A 17,968-nucleotide genomic window follows, 5' to 3' on the forward strand; every position below is an offset into this window, starting at 1 on the left:
CGCGTGAGCGTAGCAAGCGGGCGGGGTGATGCGAAAGGTTTTCAGTGCTCCAGCAGGCGGCGCAGCTCCCGGCTGACCAGCTCGTCCTCGATCAGGAAGCCGTCGTGACCGTACGGTGAGGAGATCACCAACGCCTCGTCGCCGTCGATGTTGCCCGCGATGTGTCGGGCGATCAGCTGTTGATCGGGCACCGGGAACAGCCGGTCGCTGTCGATACCGAGGATCAGCGCCCGCGCGCTGACGCGGCCGAGCGCGGCGACGACACCGCCGCGGTCGCGGCCCACATCGTGCGAGCTCATCGCGTTCGCCAACACGATGTAGCTGTTGGCGTCGAAGCGCCGGGTGAACTTGTTGCCGTGGAAGTCGAGGTAGCTTTCGACGGCGTACACGCCGCCGTCGCCGAGCGGGGAGATGCTGGACTGCCAGCTGCGTTCGAACCGGTCGTTCAACTCGGACGGTGAGCGGTAGTTGAGCAGCGCCATCCGCCGGGCGAGCGCGAGGCCGCGGTGCGGACCGTCCCCATCCGCCGCCTCGTAGTAGTGGCCGTCGGCGAAGGCGGGGTCCATCCGGATCGCTTCGAGCTGCACCGAGTTCAGCGAGATCTGGTCGGCGCTCGAGATCGCGGGCGAGGCGAGAACCGCCACCCGGTCCAGCCGGTCGGGGTGTCCGACGGCCCACTCCAGCGCGTGCATTCCGCCCATCGAGCCGCCGATCACGGCCGCCCACGTGGCGATGCCGATGGCGTCGGTGAGGGCGACCTGCGCGGCGACCTGGTCGCGGATGGTGAGGAACGGGAAGCGTGAGCCCCACTCCTGGCCGTCGGGATCGAGCGATGCCGGTCCTGTGGTGCCCTGGCAGCCGCCGAGCATGTTGGGGGCCACCAGGAACCACCGATCGGTGTCGAGGGCCTTCCCCGGTCCGACGATGTCGCCCCACCATCCGGCGGTCGGATGTCCGGGTCCCGATGATCCGGTCAGGTGGCTGTCGCCGGTCAGCGCGTGCAGCACGAGCACGGCGTTGGAGGCGTCGGCGTTCAGCTCACCGAACGTTTCGTAGGCGATGCGCACGCCCGGCAGGCGGGCGCCGCTCTCCAGTTCGAGTGAGCCGACGGAGACGAACAGGCGCTGCCCTGGATGATCGCCTTCTCGCCAGGCGCCGGTGGCTTTCGGCTTGCCGAGCACCGACCGGACGTTCTCCTCCGTGATGAATTCCGACGGGACGGTATCTTCGGGGGTCTGCCAATCCATGGTCTAGCCAGTATGCCCAAAACCGAAGTCGCCGGCGGTTGTGTTACAACCGCCGACGACATCGGGCAGATAACGGCAGAGAACTGTGGAGACCGGTTACGCCGAGGCGGCGGCCTTCACCACGTTGCGGGCGGCGTCGAGGCCCGCGGTGAGGTCGGCCTTGAGGTCGTCGATGTTCTCGAGTCCCACCGACAGCCGCACGAGGCCTGGGGTGACGCCCGCGGTGAGCTGCTGCTCGGGGCTGAGCTGCGAGTGCGTGGTCGAGGCCGGGTGGATGACGAGGCTGCGCACGTCACCGATGTTGGCCAGGTGGCTGAACAGGGTCAGGTTGTCGACGAACGCGCGTCCGGCATCCACCCCGCCCTTCAGCTCGAAGGACAGCACCGCGCCGACACCCTTCGGGGCGTACCTATTCGCGGCCGAATACCACGGGCTCGACGGCAGGCCGGAGTAGTACACCGAGGCGATGTCCGGGTGGTTCTCCAGCCACTCCGCGATCTCCTGGGCGTTCTGCACGTGCCGCTCCACCCGCAGGCTCAGCGTCTCGATGCCCTGGATCAGCGAGAAGGCGCTGTCCGGCGAGATCGATGCGCCAATGTCGCGCAGCAGCTGCACGCGGGCCTTGATGATGTAGGCGATGCCGTCGCCGAGCACCGACGTGTAGCTGACCCCGTGGTAGGACGGGTCAGGTTCGGTGAGCCCGGGGAACTTCTCGACGTTCTTCGACCATTCGAACGTGCCGCCGTCGACGATTACGCCGCCGATCACGGTGCCGTGGCCGCCGAGGAACTTGGTGGCGGAGTGCACGACGATGTCGGCGCCGTGCTCGAACGGCTTGATCAGGTATGGCGTGGCGATGGTGTTGTCCACGATCAACGGCACGCCATGCTCATGGGCGATGTCCGCGACCAGTCGGATGTCGAGGATGTTGGTGCGCGGGTTGCCGATGGTCTCGGCGAACAGCAGCTTGGTGTTCGGCCGCACCGCAGCCGCCCACTCGTGCGCGTCATCCTGGTTCTCCACGAAGGTTGTCTCGATGCCGAGCTTCGCCAGGGTGTACTTGAACAGGTTGTATGTGCCGCCGTAGATCGACGAGGACGAGACAATGTGGTCGCCGGCCTGGGCGATGTTCAGCACCGCGATGGTCTCCGCTGCCTGCCCGGATGCCACGAGCAGGGCACCGGTGCCGCCTTCGAGCGCCGCGACGCGCTCTTCCACGACCGCCTGGGTCGGGTTCTGGATGCGGGTGTAGATGTTGCCGAACTCGGCGAGGGCGAACAGGTTCTTGGCGTGCTCTGAGCTGTCGAACACGTACGAGGTGGTCTTGTAAATCGGTGTGGCCCTGGCCTTGGTGACCGGGTCAGGGGCGGCGCCCGAGTGGATCTGCTGGGTTTCGAACTTCCAGTCGCTCATCGCGATCTCTCCTTGGGTTTCGGGGAGGGGACTGCTCGCCCGCTCGGAAGCAACGTTATGAACGTGCCTCGCGCCGGTCAACCGTGGTGCAACACGGCGTAACGCACCTGTCAGGTGCAGCGCGCCCGTCAGTTCCGGCGCGACCCGGTGGGGTCGGTGCGGGAGGCACCAGGCTTCCCGCTCTGCCCGTCGACGAACAGCCACCGCGGCTTGGGTTCGATCAGCGGGTGGAACACCCGGCGCACCAGGGGACTCGAGAGCGCGATCGAGATCGCGACTCCGGCGAGCACCATTCCCAGCAGCCAGGTGGCCGAGGAGGCCTCGTCGCGCAGCACTCCGGTTTCGCGGATCGGGTAGAGCACAAAGCTGTGTAGCAGGTACACGTACATGGTGGCCTGGCCGAATCCGGTCATCCAGGTGTGCCGGCGCGGCACCAGCACGAAGAACGCGGCGCTCAGCACCACCGCCAGCCCCAGCAGCGCCAGCCGTACCAGGCCGGACCACCACGCGACGTCGCCGAGGTCGTTGTAGCTGCGGTCGTAGAAGAACCAGAACCGCAGATCGATCTCGCGCCAGAGATCGATGTTCACCCAGAGCACGATCGCGAAGGCGAGCAGCACGCCGGTCGCCGCCGCGCGCACCCACCAGTCGTAGCGCACCAGGCCCCGCCAGCGATCGACCAGGCCCCACTCGTTGAGCTTCCAGCCGAGCACGAAGAACGGCAGGATGCCGAGCGCCCGTGACAGCGAGAAGGTGGTGTCCACGTTCTCGAGGTAGCCCACCCCGACGGAGATGATCACCGCCCAGAGCAGCGGCCAGCGCAGCAGCGCAAGGTACGGCAGCACCAGCCGGAAGATGCCGAGCGCCAGCAGGAACCAGAGCGTCCAGGACGGCCGAGTGGGATTGAGGTTGCTCTGCCCCTCGACCAGGAACTGCACCAGCGACCAGATCGCTTCCATAATCATGTATGGCAGCAGGATGTCGGTGATCACCCGTTTCATCTGCCGGGCGGTCGGCGGCCCAGGTTTCGAGAAGTAGCCGCTGATCACCGCGAACGCCGGCATGTGCCAGGCGTAGATGAACAGGTAGAGGGTCAGCGCGGCGTCGCTGTCCGCGGTCTGCCGTTGAATGCCGTGCCCGATCACGACGAGCGTGACGCAGAGGAACCGGGCGTTATCCCATACCGGCACCCGTCTGGTGGGCACCGGCGTTGCCGCGCGTACCTGTTCGGTCATCCGAGCAAGCTTAAGCCCACCACGGCATCGCGCTACGGTGAGGGGATTGCCGGACGAAAAGATGAGGGGCACCAGCATGAAGCGTGTGGTCGTGACCGGAGCAAGTTCAGGGATCGGCGCGGCGACCGTGCGCAGGCTGCGGAGCGCCGGCTGGGATGTGGTGGGCGTCGCCCGCCGGGCCGACCGGCTCGAGGCGCTCGCTGCCGAGACCGGCGCTGAGGTGTTCGTCGCGGATCTGACCCAGCAGGCCGACGTGGTTGCGCTGCGTGACTTCCTGGCCGACCGGCCGCTCGACGCGCTGGTCAACAACGCGGGCGGGGCGTTCGGATTGGCGAGCGTCGAGGACAGTGATCCGGATGACTGGACGCGCATGTTCGACGTCAACGTGGTCGCCGTGCAGCGGGTGACCAGCGCGCTGCTGCCGTTGTTGCGCCGCGGAGCTGCGGCGCACGGGAACGCTGACATTGTCACCGTCACCTCGATCGCCGCGCACGTCTCCTACGAGGGCGGTGCCGGCTACAACGCGGCGAAGGCCGGCGCGCACGCGCTGATGGAGGTGTTGCGCCTCGAGCTGGCCGGTGAGCCGATCCGCGTGATCGAGATCGCCCCCGGCATGGTGCAGACCGAAGAGTTCTCGCTGGTGCGCTTCGCCGGCGACCAGGCCAAGGCCGACGCAGTGTACGAGAACGTGCCCAACCCGCTGACCGCGGACGATATCGCCGAGACCATCGCGCACGCGATCGAACTGCCCGGCCACGTCAACCTCGATTTGATCACCGTGAAGCCGGTCGCGCAGGCGGCGCCGCACAAGGTGATCAAGGGCACGCTGACGCCGAAGCTGTAGCGAGGCAGGCTCAGCCCTGCGGGTCCGTACCGGGTGCGCTGGACGCCCCGGTGGAACTTGACGGCGACGCCGAGCAGGTACCGTAGAAAAATGGCAAATGACGACCGCGAGGTACTGGGCTGGCTTGAATTCGGCGAGGCCTCGCGCCATCTGGCACGAGATGTGCTGCACAGCGGCTTCGCTCCGGATGTCGTGATCGCCATCGCCCGCGGCGGCCTGCTGCTGGCCGGTTCCATCGCCTACGCCCTCGGAACCAAGAACTGCGGCGCCCTGAACGTGGAGTTCTACAGCGACATCGACGAGCGCCTGCCCGAGCCGATCATGCTGCCGCCGATGCTGGATGCCCCGTCGCTGCTGGGCAAGAAGGTGCTGCTGGTCGACGACGTGTCCGACTCCGGCCGCACCCTCGCCATGGTGATGCAGTTGCTGGCCGCATCCGGCGCCGACGTGCGCTCCGTCTGCCTGTACAGCAAGCCCGGCACCGTTCAGGAACCGGACTATGTGTGGCGGCGAACCCCGAACTGGGTCACCTTCCCGTGGAGCGCCCTGCCTCCGGTCGGGGTCAGCGCATGAGCATCCACCTGATCGGCGGCGGCTGGGCGCCAGAAGACGACGGGGCCCTGTATCGACCGTTCCTCGCCGAGGCGGCCGCGCGCGCCGCGAAGGCCGGACGCAGCGTTCCCCGCGTCGCCGTGGTGTTCGTGCGGGAGAGCGCGGAAGAGCTCGAACGATTCAGCGGTGACTTCATCACCATGCTGTCGCGCGGCGCCGAATTCGAACCGGTGCCGACCATGCTGCTCGAGGGTCAGACCCTCGACTCCACCGCGCTCAGCGCCATCGATGGCCTGCTGATCGGCGGCGGACGCACCCCCGCCTACCTGGAGGCGGTCGGCCCGATCGTCAACGAGATCCGCCTGCTGGTCTCTGACGGACTGCCATACCTCGGTTTCTCGGCCGGAGCGATGATCGCCTCCGACACCGCCCTGCTCGGCGGTTGGCGCATCGGCGGCGTGCCGGTGTGCCCGCAGAACGCCTCGGAAGACCTCGACGAGGTGACCGTGGCCGAGGGCCTGGGCCTGGTCGACCTCGCCATCGACGTGCACGCCGCGCAGTGGGGAACACTGTCGCGCATCATCGCCGCCACCGAGGCCGGCATCGTCGACGGCGGCGTCGCCATCGACGAATACACCGTGCTCATCATCGGTCAGGGCGCGCTGCGGGTCGAGGGCGCCGGAAGCGTCTGGCGCATCGGCGACAGCGACACCGGCGTGGTGGTCGGCACGCTCGGGGCATGACCGACCGGCCGCTCAGCGAGCTGGTCGACCCGAGCTGGGTCGACGCGCTGCAGCCCGTCGTCGGCAGGCTGCAGGAGATGCAGCAATTCCTGCGGGCCGAGGATGTCGCCGGCCGCGGCTATCTACCGGCGCGGGAGCACGTGCTGCGCGCGTTCCAGTCATCGTTCCCCGACGTGCGAGTGGTGATCATCGGCCAGGACCCGTACCCGACCCCCGGGCACCCGATCGGGCTGCCCTTCGCCGTGGAACGCGCCGTGCGGCCGCTGCCACGCAGCCTGAACAACATCTACCGGGAACTCTCCGATGACATGGGGCTCAGCGCCCCCGAGCACGGCGACCTGAGCGCCTGGTCGAAACACGGCATCCTGCTCCTGAACCGCACCCTCACGGTGCAGCCCGGACTGGCGGGATCGCACCGGCGGAAGGGCTGGGAGGCAATCACCGAGCAGGCGGTGCGCGCGCTGGTCGCCCGGCGCCAGCCGCTCGTGGCCATTCTCTGGGGTCGCGACGCGCAAGGGCTGACCGCGCTGTTCGGTGACACTCCGGTGATCGCCAGCGCTCACCCCAGCCCACTGTCGGCGCGCACCGGATTCTTCGGGTCACGGCCGTTCAGTCGCGCCAACGCCCTGCTCGAGGCGCAGGGCGCCCCGCCTGTCGACTGGGCGCTCGAGCACTGACCCGCCTAAGGTGGATAAATGCCTTCCGGAGTATCCATCGAATTCACTGGGCTGTCGAAGTCCTTCGGGAAGGTACACGCGGTGTCCGACCTGAGCTTCACGGTTCAGCCCGGCCGGGTCACCGGCTTCCTCGGACCGAACGGAGCGGGCAAGACCACCACGCTGCGGATGCTGCTGAACCTGGTGAAGCCCAGCAGCGGAACCGCCACCTTCGGTGGGGTCGCCTACGCCAACCTCGACGCACCGCTCGCGACCGTGGGCACGGCGCTGGAGGCCGCGAGCTTCCACCCCGGCCGCACCGCCCGCAGCCACCTCAGCCTGTACGCGCGGGCCGCCGGCATCGACCAGTCCAGGGTCGACACGACGCTGGAGCTCGTCGGCCTCGCCAGTTACGGCTCCCGCAGGGTCGGCGGATACTCGCTCGGCATGCGTCAGCGTCTCGGGCTCGCCTTCGCGCTGCTCGGCGACCCCGGCGTGCTGGTGCTCGACGAGCCGATCAACGGGCTCGACCCTGAGGGGATCCGCTGGATCCGCATGTTCCTCGGTGAGCTCGCAGCCCAGGGCCGCACCGTGCTGGTGTCCTCGCACATGCTCAGCGAAGTGCAGCAGACCGTCGACGAGGTGGTGATCATCGCGAAGGGACGCCTCGTCTACCAGGGCGCGCTCGCCTCGCTCGAGCAGGGCACCCGCGTGGTGGTCGACGCCCTCGACCGCCCGGGCCTCCGCACGGCGCTCGCCGGTGCGGGCGCCGCGGTCAGCGACGTGGACACCGGGCTCGCGGTCACCGGGCTTACCGCCCCGGAGATCGGGTTGACGGCGTTGCGCGCGGGCATCGCCCTGAACCTGCTCGCCCCGGAAGCGGAGGGGCTCGAGAAGATCTTCCTCAAGCTCGTCGGAGAGGACGTGAACGCGTGAGGATCTTCCGCGCCGAACTGGCCAAACTGTTCAGCACCCGAATGTGGTGGATCCTGCTCGCGGCGCTGGTCGTGTACGTCGCATTCGTCGCCGTGCTGTTCGCCGTGCTGTTTGGAGCGCTCAGTGACCAACTGAACACCGGCGCGGGCGCGCCGGTCGAACTCGACGACGCCTTCCGGCTCGTGTACAGCTCGGCCACCACCATCGGCTACGTCTTCCCCGTGCTGCTCGGCGCGCTCGCCGTGACGGCGGAGTTCCGCCACCAGACGCTCACCCCCACCTTCCTCGCCACGCCCCGCCGTGGCAGGGTGCTTGCCGGGAAGATCGCCGCTCTCGGTGTGGTCGGCGCTCTGTTCGGTGTTGTCGGGTTCATCGCGTCGGTGGCGCCCGGCGCGCTGGTGCTCGGTCTCACTGACATGAACACCGGATTGAGTGACTCCGACACCTGGGTGATGATCGTCCGCGGCATCCTGGCCATGGCGCTGTGGGCCATCATCGGTGTCGGCCTCGGCGCACTGATTCCGAATCAGGTGGCAGTGATCGTGATCGTGCTGGTGTTCACCCAGTTCATCGAGCCGATCCTGCGCACCGCCGCCGGAATTTGGGAGTGGGCAGGTGCCGTGGCGCAGTACCTGCCCGGCGCTGCCAGCGACGCGCTCGTCGGCGCCAGTGTGTTCTCGAGCCTCGCCACAACCGGCGCGGTTCCTGTGCTGGAATGGTGGCAGGGCGGTCTGGTGCTGCTCGCCATCGCGGTCGTGGCGACGGCCGCGGGCTACCTGACGTCATGGAAGAAAGACGTCACCTGATCCGAACCCCCGGGAGCCTGATGCTGAAAGACGAGTACGAGAAGCGACGGCAACTCCCGAGGCACCTGCGGAAGGCACCGGAACCGGAGGCCCCGTTCGGGTTCGAGCTGCGGGATGCCACTCTCGCCGACCTGCCGTACGTGCGCGAGATCTACAACCATTACGTCGCCAACTCCACGGTGACCTTCGATGAGGAACCGCAGACCCTGAAGGAGCTGCGCGCGAAGTTTCAGTCGCTGCAGAAGCTGGGGTTCCCGTTTATCGTCGCCGAGTCGCCCGGCGGGCAGATCCTCGGGTTCGCGTACGTGTACCCGTGGAAGGCGAAGGCGGCATACCGGTTCACGGTCGAGAACTCGATCTATCTGGGGCCTGCGTCGACCGGCAAGGGGCTCGGCACGGCGCTGATGGCCGAGCTGCTGACCCGGGCCAAGGCGGCCGGCGTGCGGGAAGTGGTGGCCGTCATCGCCGACAAGGGCGCGGAGTCATCCATTCGCCTGCACGAGCAGTTCGGATTCACCGAGATCGGCCACATGGGCAAGGTGGGGTTCAAGTTCGGGCGCTGGCTCGGCACCGTGCTGATGCAGAAAAGCCTGAAGTAGCGCCCTTCGCATTAGGGTCGGCTGCATGACTGCTACCCAGCTTCGAATCGTTGTCGAGACTGAAGATTTTGACGCCGCCCTGCGGTTTTACCGCGACGCCCTCGGGCTGCCGGTGCAGGAGGCGTTCGAGGGGGAGGGAGACGCCAGGGTGGCGATCCTCGCCGTGCCGAGCGCAACGCTCGAGATCGCGAACCCGGCCTAGGTGGCACTGATCGACCGGGTGGAGGTGGGGCGCCCGACGAGTCGGCCATACCCGCTCAGCATTCGAGTGGCGTTCGAGGTGGATGACGTGCGGGCGACAACGACCGCCCTGGCAGCGGGCGGGGCCGAAGTCATCGCGCAGCCGGTGGAGACTCCGTGGCGCTCCCTCAACGCGCGCCTGGAAGCGCCCGGCGGGATGCAGATCACCGCGTTCCAGGAGTTGGGTCCGCAGCAGGCTCAGCGGTAGACAGGCTAGCGGTAGACCTCTGCGGCCACTTCGGCGGCGATCGCGGTGGCGTCGGTGTACGCGGTGAGACCGCCCGGCGTGCTGAGCACCGAGATCCAGCTGGTGCTGCGCAGCACGTTCACCTGCGCCGGGGCGCCCTGTTCATCGCCCTGGACGCCGTAGGCGAGCGCGTCGCCCTGCTCGGTTTCGTTGAGGCCCTGCTCGATGGTCAACGTGTCAATGAGGTCGCGCCGGCTGGAGAGGTCGAGCGGTGCCGCCGAGACCTCGATGATGTCGGAGCCGGCGAGCACCTCGTTGCCCCAGACACAGGTGATGCCGCCGGCAAGCTCCGCGTCGGTGCGGTCGCCGTAGAACGGGTTGCCCGGGCCGCCGAGCAGCTCGAGGTGGCGTGCGTCGAAGTCGCTGAGCCGTGCGGGGGCGAGCAGGTCGTCACAGCTCTTCGGCTGCACGAAATCGGTCGGCTCGGCGCTCTCCGAGGGTTCCGGCGTGGCGGACTCCACCGGGGCGGCAGACTCTTCGGCGGGGGGAGCGGCGGCCGAGGGCTCTCCGCCCTCGCCCGAGCAACCAGCAAGCAGCAGTGCCGCAACAACGGCGAGACTCACCAAGGGGCCGCGCGCGGCACGTGACGACAAACTGATTCTCCTTCTGTTACTGGCAGGAATCTAGCAGGGCGCTAGCCCGCTTTTCTGCGCAAGCCATCGCGCAGAGCCACGTACGCGGCATACGTTGTCGGATTGTAACGTGCGGGGCTGATTAGACCCGGCCGAGCTCCCGGTTCACCTGCGGTATAACCTCGGTGCCGAACAATTCGATCGAGGTCATCACGTCGCGGTGCGGCACCCCTGACCAGTCCATCTGCAGGCCATGCCGGTCGTTGCCGAGCTGCTGGTGCAGCGTGATCATCCGGTCGGCCACCTCGTTGGGACTGCCGGCGAAGATGGCGCCGCCCGGGGCGGTCATCTCGTCGTAGGTCTCGCGGGTCGGGATCGCGAATCCGCGTTCCGCGGAGATGGTGCGCATGTTGCCGATCCAGTACGGGTAGAACAACTCCTTGGCCGCGCGCGAGTCGCGGCCGATGAAGCCGGGCCCGGCCACCGCGGTCTTCAGCGCGGCGGGATCGTGGCCGGCCCTGGTGGCCGACCGGCGGTACAGCTCGAACAGCGGCGCGAACCGGTGCGGGTGGCCGCCGATGATCGCGTAGCTGACGGGAATGCCCAATTTACCGGCCCGGTCGGATGACTCGGGGTTGCCGCCGCTGGCGATCCAGATGTCGAGCGAGCCCGACTCCGGGCGGGGCAGGATCAGCGCGTCATCCAGCGCAGGGCGGAACCGGCCGCTGAAGCTGACCCGCGCGGCGCGGTTGATGTCGAGCAGCAGGTCGAGCTTCTCCCGGAACAGCTCGTCGTAATCTGCCAGGTCCGCGCCGAACAGCGGGAACGACTCGATGAACGAGCCGCGGCCGGCCACCAGCTCGGCGCGGCCGCCGGAGATCAGGTCGATGGTGGCGTATTGCTGGTACACCCGCACCGGGTCCTCGGTGCTCAGCACGGTGACCGCGCTGCTCAGCCGGATGCGCTCGGTGATGCTGGCGGCCGCGGCGAGCACGGTGGCGGGGGAGGACACCGCGTACTCCTCACGGTGGTGCTCGCCGACACCGAAGTAGTCGATCCCCAGCTGGTCGGCGAGCCGAATGCGCTCAAGCAGCTCCCGCAGAGCCTGACCTGGCGACATCCGGGCCCCGGTGGTGGGATCGCTGCCGATGTCTCCGAAGCTGTACACGCCGAATTCCATACTTAATCATACATTTCTGGTGGTGCCGGATGACCGCGTCCCCGGCCGCACGTAGTTGCCGAGCGCCAGGCCCGCCTCAATCTCGAACCGGTTGCGGAACGGGTTCTGCCCGGCCGCGGCGTACAGCAGTGGGAACACCAGTCCGTAACGGCGCCACTGCGCGCGGTGGACCGCCTCGTGCGCCAGCACGTTCGCGCTGGGGCGGCCTCGGGTGAGGAACACCGCGCCGATCGTGGTGCCGCCGCGGCCGAACGACCAGCGCGGCATGTGCTCGGCGACGATGAGCCCGCCATCCGAGCGCCACCGGCCCAGGCCGAGCACCCCGGACCAGACGAGCGCGCTCCCGGTGGCGAACCAGTATCCGGGGCGGGCGATGACCGGATGCAGCAGCACCGTTCGCAGCCCGGGCACGCGTCGCCCGCGCCTGAGCGCCGCCCGGGTCAGGCGCTCGAGGCGGGTGGGTGCCGCGGCTCGCATATCCGCACGATACCGCCTGCTCGCCAATACAGTGGGCACTGTGGCAGGCAGTATCAGCAAGGTGGCGATGGTGGCGATGCACTCGTCGCCGTCCGACCAACCCGGAACCGGCGACGCCGGCGGGATGAACGTGACCATGGTCGCGCTCGCCACCGAGCTTGCCCGGCGGGGCATCGAGGTCGACCTGCTCACCCGGGCCGAGGAGAAGCCGGTGGTGAGCGAGATCGCCCCCGGCGTGCACGTGCTGCCGCTGATCGCCGGACCGCCGGTGCCGATCCCGAAGGAACAACTGGGCGAGTTCGCCGACGACTTCGGCGAGGCGGTGGCCCTGCTCGCCAGGGAACGCGAGTACGACGTGCTGCACGCCCACTACTGGTTGAGCGGGCTGGCCACCCTGCCGGTGGCGCTGGAACTGCAGCTGCCGTTCGTGCAGAGCTTCCACACCGTCGGGGCGATGAAGAACCGCAGCCTCGCGCGGGACGACTCGCCGGAGCCGGAACAGCGGATGCGCGCCGAAGCGTTCCTCGCGGCCGAAGCGGATGCCGTGGTGGCCGGCTCCTCGGCCGAGGTGAACGCCCTCATCGACGACGTGCACGCGCCGGCCGACCGGCTCTGGGTGGTGCCGCCCGGGGTCGACTCCGAACTGTTCAGCCCGGAGCTGGCGGCGGCCGCCCCCGGGGTGCGGCGCTGGCTGGGAATCGACGACGACCGCCCGATCATCGCGGTGGTCGGGCGGGTGCAGCCGCTGAAGGCTCAGGATCTGGCGCTGCACGTGCTTGCCGAGCTGCACGCGCTGCGCGGCTGGGCGCCGGTGCTGGTGATCGCCGGCGAGCCGCCACCGGGCGACGACGCCTACGCGGAGCGGCTGCGTGAGCTGGCGGTAGAGCTCGGCATCGACGCCGACGTGCGCTTCGTCGGCGCGCTGGATCGTGACACCCTCGCGGAACTGTTCGCCGCGGCATCCGTCACCCTGGTCCCGTCGCACTCCGAGACCTTCGGTCTGGTCGCGCTCGAGTCGGCGGCGAGCGGCACGCCGGTGATCGGCTGGCGCACCACCGGGCTGCAGGAGTCGATCGCCGACGGCCGCTCCGGCATCCTGCTCGACTCGCGCAACCCGCTGGAGTGGGCGCGTGCCGTGGACAGCCTGCTGAGCAACCCGCTGCGGTTGGCGGCGCTCGCCTCGTCGGCGCGCGGGTACGCCGAGGGGTTCTCCTGGGCGAGGTCCGCCGCGTCGCTATCTGGCGTGTACGAGTCGCTCTGAGCCCGCTACGCCTCGTCGCGCCAGGTCTCCAGCAGTCGCAGCCAGATCTCGCTCATCGTCGGGAATGACGGCACCGCGTGCCAGAGCCGGTCGATGCTGACCTCACCGACGATGGCGATCGTTGCCGCGTGCAGCAGTTCTCCGACATCCTGACCGACGAAGGTCACCCCGAGCAGCACCTCACGGTCCGTGTCGACCACCATCCGGGCGCGACCGGCGTACCCGTCGGCCAGGATCTGCGCGCCCTGAATCGCGCCGAGGTCGTAGTCGACCACCCGCACCGGGTAGTCGGCGTCCTTGGCCTGCTGCGCGGTGAGGCCGACGCTGGCGACCTCCGGATCGGTGAACGTTACCTGCGCAATGGCGGTGTGATCGGCGGATGCCACGTGCCTGCCCCACCGCTCCAGGTCGAGTTGCTCGCCGCGGGCCCTGGCGGCGATGGCGTCGCCCGCGGCCCGCGCCTGGTACTTGCCCTGGTGGGTGAGCAGCGCGCGGTGGGTGATGTCGCCGGCCGCGTACAGCCAGTCGAAGCCGTGCACGCGCAGGCTGTCGTCGGTGCTCAGCCAGTCACCCGGCGCCAGGTCGATCGACTCCAGCCCGAGGTCGTCGGTGCGCGGCACTCGACCGGTGGCGACCAGCAGCTCCGCGGCGGTCACCGACCCGCCATCCCAATCGATCGTCACGCCGTGCTGGTCGCGGCGCACCCGGGTGGCGGTTGCGTCGAGCCGGACGTCGACGCCACGATCACGTAGCGCGTCGGCGACCAACTCGCCGGCGAACGGCTCGAAGCGGTCCAACAGTGCCGACCCGGCAAGGATCGTGACCCGGGTGCCGAACGCGGCGAAGGCGGTGGCAAGCTCCACGGCGACCACCCCGCCGCCGATGATCGCCAGGCTCGTCGGCGCCGTCTGCACGCTGGTCGCGTCGCGGCTGGTCCACGGCGCCGCGTCGGGCAGGCCGTCGATGTCGGGCAGCAGCGCCGCGGACCCGGCGCACACCGCGACCGCGTGGGTGGCGCGCAACTCGGTGACGCTGCCGTCTGCGCCGGTCACCGTCACGGCCCGCTCGCCGCTGATCCTGGCGTGCCCGCGCACCAGGTCAATGCCGGCGGACTGCAGCCACTCGACCTGGCTGGCATCGTTCCAGTCGCCGGTCCACCAGTTGCGCCGGGCGAACACCGCGGGGACGTCCAGCTCGCCGCCGACGGCGGCCGCCGCACCGGGCACCCGTTTCGCGGCGTTCACTGCGGCCGGGCTGCGCAGCAGCACCTTCGAGGGGATGCACGCCCAGTACGAGCACGACCCGCCCACGAGTTCCTGCTCCACGATGACGACGCGCAGGCCGCCCTGGCTGGCGCGGTCGGCGACATTCTCTCCGACGGCCCCGGCACCGATGACGATGAGATCATACTCAGACATGACGTAACGCTACCCCCCGCCCCCGGCAAGGTTCATCATGGAGCCATGAACCGAACCGAGGATGTGCGCCTGGCGATCTACCGCACGTTCGCCCGAACCGGCCACGAGCCGGACGTGGCCGAACTAGCGGACCGGTTCGAGCTGACCGAGGCCGAGGTGCGCGCGCAGTACCGGGTGCTCGCCGTCGATCGTCACCTCGCCCTCGATGAAGCGGGCGAGATCGTGCTGGCGCATCCGTTCAGCACCCGCAACCTGGGTTTCTCGGTGGCGAGCGACGAGACGCTGTGGTGGGGCGGATGCGCGTGGGATTCCTTCGCGATGCCGCACCTGATTCCCGGGGCGTCACCGAGCCTGGTGGCCACCACCTGTCCCGCCTGCGTCACCCCGCACGCGTTCGTGGTGCACAAGGATGAGCCGCCGCACGGCTCGCAGGTGGCGCACTTCCTGGTGCCGGCCGCGCGAATCTGGGACGACGTGCTGCACAGCTGCCGCAACCAGCGGATCTTCTGCGACGAGCAGTGCGTCGACGACTGGGTGGCGGCATCCGGCAACGAGCGCGGCTACCTGATGTCGCTGCAGACGCTGTGGCAGCTGGCCAGCAGCTGGTACGCCGGGCGGCTCGACCGCGGCTACCAGCGGCGCGACCCTGCCGACGCGCAGGAGTACCTGCGCTCGGTGGGACTGCACGGCGCGTTCTGGGGGCTCGAGGACTGACGCGGGAGACTCACCTGTCGGGCGCACCCGGCCGGCGCCCCGGTCAGCGGGTGAGCGCGCCGATCAGCCGCAGCAAGGTGGGCATGTCGTCGGCTGCCGCCTCCGGGGAGGCCGGCGCGAACGCGGCGATCCCGGCACCGACCACGGGGAATCGCGACCGCACCCCGCGCACCGTCTCGAGCAGCACGCTCGTGGTCACGCCGAACGGCAGCGGAGAGGTGAGGCCCTCCAGCTCGCCGGGGTCGAGCACGTCGAGGTCGATGTGCAGATAGACGGATGTCGCCCCCGTCGCCTCCACGGCGGCGATCACGGCATCCGCGCCGACATCCGCCGGTGTGACGACCGGGATGCCGGCTTCCGTGACGTACCGCTGTTCCTCGCTGTCGAAGTCGCGGGTGCCGGCCAGCACCACTCGCGACGGGGACAGCGCGTTCTCCGGGATCAGCTGCGGCGCCCCCTCCCCGAGCAGGGTGCGCAACACCATGCCGCCGAACGCGCCGCTCGGCGAAGACTCCGGCGTGTTCAGGTCGGGATGCGCGTCGAACCAGACGACGGCGACATCCGGATGCTGCAGCAGGCTGTGCTCCACCGCGGCCAGTTCCACGCCGCAGTCGCCACCGATCGTGATGACGGCGCTGCCGTCATCCGCGTCGCGCAGGGCAACCCGCTGGCGGTCGCGCACTGCCATCAGGCTGCTGCAGCGCAGCACGCCGGACCCCACGCCGTCGCCCGCCTCGAGCGGCACCGCAACCGCATGGGTGCGGGAGGCAGGCAGGTCGGCACCCAGGGCGTGCGCCCCGTCCACCAACCGCATGGCACGGGATGACGCGGAACCTTGCCACTGCGGCACAACGACGAACGAGCTCACGGTCTCAGTGTCCCGGTCTGCTGGCCGGTGCCGCAACCGCACGGTGGGCGAGCCGCCAGATCAGTGTGCGCAATTCGTCCACCCTGAGCACCGCCCATGCGGTGGCGATGCCGGTGAGTGTCGCTGTCACTGGTTCGAACGCGGCGGGGCGCTCGCCAGCCGCATCACCCGTTCGAGTGGGCCGGCGCCGAGCGTGGCGCGCCAGAGGCTCGCGAACAGTAGGGCGCCGGCGATGAGGATCACCGGCAGGGTCCAGCCCAGGTCGTCGATCACCGCATCCAGGTCGTCGTTCTGGGTGAGGGCGAACGCCGCCGTGATCCCGAGGATCTGCGCGGTGTACAGGGTCAGTGGCATGGCGCCGGCGGCGCCGATCGGCCAGAGGATGCCGCGGATGCCCCGGCCGAGCGCGGCGTTCTGCGGCGCGGTCGCCAGCAGCAGCAGGCCGATCACGGTGAAGGCGAAACCGCCGGAGCCGAGGATCTCGGCGAGGGTGCTGGAGTGCGCCTCGGCACCGACTCCGGGGATCACCCGGGCGGCGCCGTACCCGGCGACCATGCCGGTGATCCCGGCCAGCGTCATCACGACCTGGGTCTTCCGCTTGGTGAGATCGCTGCGGGCCGCGATCAGTCCCCCGATCAGCAGCGGCAGCCACACCAGGGCGGGGTAGTACCCGGTGAGAAACCAGTCGAGGCCGAACACCGCCCGTCCCGGCGGCACCAGCTGATTGGCCACACCGGCCAGCCACGGGGCGACCGCGAGCAGGGCGATCCCTACCGCGGCGAGCACCGTCCGCGACGCGAACAGCAGCGGGATGAGGCAGAGGAACATCACGCCGTAGTAGTCGAGGATGATCGCGATGCCGTGCTCGAGGGTCCAGAGCAGCAGCCCGAGCATGGCGAGCAGCAGTCCGCGGATCAGCACGCTCATCCGCAACGCGCCGCGCCGGTCGGGGCCGGCCGGGGTGGCGCCCCCGGTGATCAACCCCAGCGACACTCCGGCGAGGGTCGCGAACAGGATCGAGGAGCGGCCGTCGACCAGCAGTTCGGCGTCGCCGGGGTTCGGCACCGTGTGGGCCAGGAACATGCCGATGATGGCCAGCCCGCGCGCGATATCAATCGCGGCGATCCGGCCTGTAGTGCGATGGGGAGCGGCGGCTCTGCGCCGCCCCCCATTGGTGAGAGTCACGTGGTGGGGATCACTGCCCCGACGTGATGGCGCCCGGGGCGCGTCCGGATTTGAGGGCGGCCAGGCGGGCTTCGATCTCGGTCTGCTTGCCGTAGTCCTCGAGGCTGTTGAACTGGGCATCGAGACTGGATGCCGCCAACTCCTGGGCGCCGAGCACCTTGGCCTCCTCGCGGCGGATCTTCTCCTCGAACCGGCCGATCTCACTGGTGGGGTCGAGCACGTCGATGCTCTTCACCGCATCCATCACCTGCGACTGGGCGGCAGCGGTCTTCGACCTGGCCACCAACTGGTCACGCTTGGAGCGCAGCTCCTCCAGCTTGCCGCGCATCGTCTCGAGACCGCGCTTCAGCTGGTCGACCACCTGGGTCTGCGAGGCGATGGTGGGCTCGGCATCCCTCGCCTCCGCCTCAGACGACATCTGCTTGCTGAGCGCCACCTTGGCCAGGTTGTCGAACTTGTCCGCATCCGTTGTGTTGCCAGCGCTGCGCAGCTCGTCGGCCTTGGCGCTGGCGGCCAGCGCCTTGCGACCCCAGTCGGCGGCCGCCTCGACGTCTTCGCGGTGGTCCTGCTCGAGCAGACGCAGGTTGCCGATGGTCTGTGCGACCGCGCTTTCGGCTTCGGCGATGCTGTTCGTGAAGTCGCGCACGAGCTGGTCGAGCATCAGCTGCGGATCTTCCGCCTGGTCGATGAGCGAATTGATGTTGGCGCGAACCAACTGGGAGATCCGTCCGAGGATCGACTGCTTTGCCATGGTGTGCCTTTCTGATCGATTGTG

The 17,968-nt window shown here is 69.1% G+C and carries 21 protein-coding genes; 11 read left to right on the forward strand and 10 right to left on the reverse strand.

Features of this window, described 5'->3' with window-relative positions:
• Positions 1-41: 41 nt before the first annotated feature.
• From metX to HCT51_RS03380, 3 genes are all read right to left on the reverse strand, one after another.
• Positions 42-1,247 carry a homoserine O-acetyltransferase MetX gene (metX, locus tag HCT51_RS03370; protein WP_166870346.1) on the reverse strand — a complete coding sequence of 402 codons (1,206 nt, stop codon included), beginning with the start codon at positions 1,245-1,247 and terminating at the stop codon, positions 42-44.
• Positions 1,248-1,343: 96 nt separating this feature from the next.
• The gene (locus tag HCT51_RS03375; RefSeq protein WP_166870348.1) at positions 1,344-2,660 is read right to left on the reverse strand and encodes a bifunctional o-acetylhomoserine/o-acetylserine sulfhydrylase; all 1,317 of its coding nucleotides are present in this window, start codon (positions 2,658-2,660) and stop codon (positions 1,344-1,346) included.
• A 128-nt stretch (positions 2,661-2,788) separates the two neighbouring features.
• The gene (locus tag HCT51_RS03380) at positions 2,789-3,895 is read right to left on the reverse strand and encodes an acyltransferase family protein (protein WP_166870351.1); all 1,107 of its coding nucleotides are present in this window, start codon (positions 3,893-3,895) and stop codon (positions 2,789-2,791) included.
• 76 nt (positions 3,896-3,971) lie between these two features.
• Between HCT51_RS03380 and HCT51_RS03385 the strand changes: the two genes are divergently transcribed.
• The 9 genes from HCT51_RS03385 (at position 3,972) to HCT51_RS18650 (ending at position 9,479) form a co-directional block, all read left to right on the forward strand.
• Positions 3,972-4,739 carry an SDR family NAD(P)-dependent oxidoreductase gene (locus tag HCT51_RS03385; RefSeq protein WP_166870353.1) on the forward strand — a complete coding sequence of 256 codons (768 nt, stop codon included), beginning with the start codon at positions 3,972-3,974 and terminating at the stop codon, positions 4,737-4,739.
• A gap of 90 nt (positions 4,740-4,829) precedes the next feature.
• The gene (locus HCT51_RS03390; protein ID WP_166870355.1) at positions 4,830-5,312 is read left to right on the forward strand and encodes a phosphoribosyltransferase; all 483 of its coding nucleotides are present in this window, start codon (positions 4,830-4,832) and stop codon (positions 5,310-5,312) included.
• Positions 5,309-6,034 carry a Type 1 glutamine amidotransferase-like domain-containing protein gene (locus HCT51_RS03395; RefSeq protein WP_166870357.1) on the forward strand — a complete coding sequence of 242 codons (726 nt, stop codon included), beginning with the start codon at positions 5,309-5,311 and terminating at the stop codon, positions 6,032-6,034. The genes HCT51_RS03390 and HCT51_RS03395 overlap by 4 nt, the downstream gene beginning before the upstream one ends.
• On the forward strand, positions 6,031-6,711 hold the full coding sequence (locus HCT51_RS03400) for a uracil-DNA glycosylase (protein ID WP_166870359.1): 681 nt from the start codon (positions 6,031-6,033) through the stop codon (positions 6,709-6,711). The genes HCT51_RS03395 and HCT51_RS03400 overlap by 4 nt, the downstream gene beginning before the upstream one ends.
• An 18-nt stretch (positions 6,712-6,729) precedes the next feature.
• Positions 6,730-7,626, forward strand: coding sequence for an ABC transporter ATP-binding protein (locus HCT51_RS03405; protein ID WP_166870361.1), 897 nt, complete (start codon positions 6,730-6,732; stop codon positions 7,624-7,626).
• Positions 7,623-8,432, forward strand: a complete 810-nt coding sequence (locus HCT51_RS03410) for an ABC transporter permease (RefSeq protein WP_224760642.1) — start codon at positions 7,623-7,625, stop codon at positions 8,430-8,432. The genes HCT51_RS03405 and HCT51_RS03410 overlap by 4 nt, the downstream gene beginning before the upstream one ends.
• 20 nt (positions 8,433-8,452) lie before the next feature.
• Positions 8,453-9,031 (forward strand): GNAT family N-acetyltransferase, encoded by a 579-nt coding sequence (locus HCT51_RS03415; RefSeq protein WP_166871299.1) that lies wholly within the window; start codon positions 8,453-8,455, stop codon positions 9,029-9,031.
• Positions 9,032-9,056: 25 nt separating this feature from the next.
• Positions 9,057-9,233 carry a VOC family protein gene (locus HCT51_RS18645; protein ID WP_224760643.1) on the forward strand — a complete coding sequence of 59 codons (177 nt, stop codon included), beginning with the start codon at positions 9,057-9,059 and terminating at the stop codon, positions 9,231-9,233.
• Positions 9,234-9,479, forward strand: coding sequence for a VOC family protein (locus HCT51_RS18650; RefSeq protein WP_224760644.1), 246 nt, complete (start codon positions 9,234-9,236; stop codon positions 9,477-9,479).
• Positions 9,480-9,484: 5 nt separating this feature from the next.
• Here the strand turns inward: HCT51_RS18650 and HCT51_RS03425 are convergent, their stop codons facing one another.
• The 3 genes from HCT51_RS03425 to HCT51_RS03435 form a co-directional block, all read right to left on the reverse strand.
• The gene (locus HCT51_RS03425) at positions 9,485-10,111 is read right to left on the reverse strand and encodes a hypothetical protein (protein WP_166870363.1); all 627 of its coding nucleotides are present in this window, start codon (positions 10,109-10,111) and stop codon (positions 9,485-9,487) included.
• Positions 10,112-10,232: 121 nt separating this feature from the next.
• Complete coding sequence (locus HCT51_RS03430) at positions 10,233-11,270, reverse strand: LLM class flavin-dependent oxidoreductase (protein WP_166870365.1); 1,038 nt, start codon at positions 11,268-11,270, stop codon at positions 10,233-10,235.
• A gap of 6 nt (positions 11,271-11,276) precedes the next feature.
• Positions 11,277-11,747, reverse strand: coding sequence for a hypothetical protein (locus tag HCT51_RS03435; protein WP_166870367.1), 471 nt, complete (start codon positions 11,745-11,747; stop codon positions 11,277-11,279).
• A gap of 40 nt (positions 11,748-11,787) precedes the next feature.
• Here HCT51_RS03435 and HCT51_RS03440 point away from each other — a divergent pair, with 40 nt between their 5' ends.
• The gene (locus HCT51_RS03440; protein WP_166870369.1) at positions 11,788-13,008 is read left to right on the forward strand and encodes a glycosyltransferase; all 1,221 of its coding nucleotides are present in this window, start codon (positions 11,788-11,790) and stop codon (positions 13,006-13,008) included.
• A gap of 5 nt (positions 13,009-13,013) precedes the next feature.
• On the opposite strand, the gene HCT51_RS03445 is transcribed toward HCT51_RS03440, so the two are convergent.
• Entirely contained in the window at positions 13,014-14,426 is a 1,413-nt protein-coding gene (locus HCT51_RS03445) for a dihydrolipoyl dehydrogenase family protein (RefSeq protein WP_166870372.1), read from the reverse strand.
• A gap of 45 nt (positions 14,427-14,471) precedes the next feature.
• Here HCT51_RS03445 and merB point away from each other — a divergent pair, with 45 nt between their 5' ends.
• Complete coding sequence (merB, locus tag HCT51_RS03450; protein ID WP_166870374.1) at positions 14,472-15,140, forward strand: organomercurial lyase; 669 nt, start codon at positions 14,472-14,474, stop codon at positions 15,138-15,140.
• 43 nt (positions 15,141-15,183) lie between these two features.
• Here the strand turns inward: merB and HCT51_RS03455 are convergent, their stop codons facing one another.
• From HCT51_RS03455 to HCT51_RS03465, 3 genes are all read right to left on the reverse strand, one after another.
• Positions 15,184-16,008, reverse strand: coding sequence for an arginase family protein (locus HCT51_RS03455; protein ID WP_224760645.1), 825 nt, complete (start codon positions 16,006-16,008; stop codon positions 15,184-15,186).
• 126 nt (positions 16,009-16,134) lie between these two features.
• The gene (locus HCT51_RS03460) at positions 16,135-17,193 is read right to left on the reverse strand and encodes a DUF418 domain-containing protein (RefSeq protein ID WP_166870376.1); all 1,059 of its coding nucleotides are present in this window, start codon (positions 17,191-17,193) and stop codon (positions 16,135-16,137) included.
• A gap of 10 nt (positions 17,194-17,203) precedes the next feature.
• On the reverse strand, positions 17,204-17,944 hold the full coding sequence (locus HCT51_RS03465) for a PspA/IM30 family protein (RefSeq protein ID WP_166870378.1): 741 nt from the start codon (positions 17,942-17,944) through the stop codon (positions 17,204-17,206).
• Positions 17,945-17,968 lie beyond the last annotated feature (24 nt).

The sequence above is a fragment of the Salinibacterium sp. ZJ450 genome (genome assembly GCF_011751885.2).
Lineage (GTDB): Bacteria > Actinomycetota > Actinomycetes > Actinomycetales > Microbacteriaceae > Ruicaihuangia.

Coding starts and splice junctions, on each gene's coding strand:
- metX (WP_166870346.1), bottom strand. CDS start 1,247: ATGGATTGGCAGACCCCCGAAGATACCGTCCCGTCGGAATTCATCACG.
- HCT51_RS03375 (WP_166870348.1), bottom strand. CDS start 2,660: ATGAGCGACTGGAAGTTCGAAACCCAGCAGATCCACTCGGGCGCCGCC.
- HCT51_RS03380 (WP_166870351.1), bottom strand. CDS start 3,895: ATGACCGAACAGGTACGCGCGGCAACGCCGGTGCCCACCAGACGGGTG.
- HCT51_RS03385 (WP_166870353.1), top strand. CDS start 3,972: ATGAAGCGTGTGGTCGTGACCGGAGCAAGTTCAGGGATCGGCGCGGCG.
- HCT51_RS03390 (WP_166870355.1), top strand. CDS start 4,830: ATGGCAAATGACGACCGCGAGGTACTGGGCTGGCTTGAATTCGGCGAG.
- HCT51_RS03395 (WP_166870357.1), top strand. CDS start 5,309: ATGAGCATCCACCTGATCGGCGGCGGCTGGGCGCCAGAAGACGACGGG.
- HCT51_RS03400 (WP_166870359.1), top strand. CDS start 6,031: ATGACCGACCGGCCGCTCAGCGAGCTGGTCGACCCGAGCTGGGTCGAC.
- HCT51_RS03405 (WP_166870361.1), top strand. CDS start 6,730: ATGCCTTCCGGAGTATCCATCGAATTCACTGGGCTGTCGAAGTCCTTC.
- HCT51_RS03415 (WP_166871299.1), top strand. CDS start 8,453: ATGCTGAAAGACGAGTACGAGAAGCGACGGCAACTCCCGAGGCACCTG.
- HCT51_RS18645 (WP_224760643.1), top strand. CDS start 9,057: ATGACTGCTACCCAGCTTCGAATCGTTGTCGAGACTGAAGATTTTGAC.
- HCT51_RS03430 (WP_166870365.1), bottom strand. CDS start 11,270: ATGGAATTCGGCGTGTACAGCTTCGGAGACATCGGCAGCGATCCCACC.
- HCT51_RS03435 (WP_166870367.1), bottom strand. CDS start 11,747: ATGCGAGCCGCGGCACCCACCCGCCTCGAGCGCCTGACCCGGGCGGCG.
- HCT51_RS03445 (WP_166870372.1), bottom strand. CDS start 14,426: ATGTCTGAGTATGATCTCATCGTCATCGGTGCCGGGGCCGTCGGAGAG.
- merB (WP_166870374.1), top strand. CDS start 14,472: ATGAACCGAACCGAGGATGTGCGCCTGGCGATCTACCGCACGTTCGCC.
- HCT51_RS03465 (WP_166870378.1), bottom strand. CDS start 17,944: ATGGCAAAGCAGTCGATCCTCGGACGGATCTCCCAGTTGGTTCGCGCC.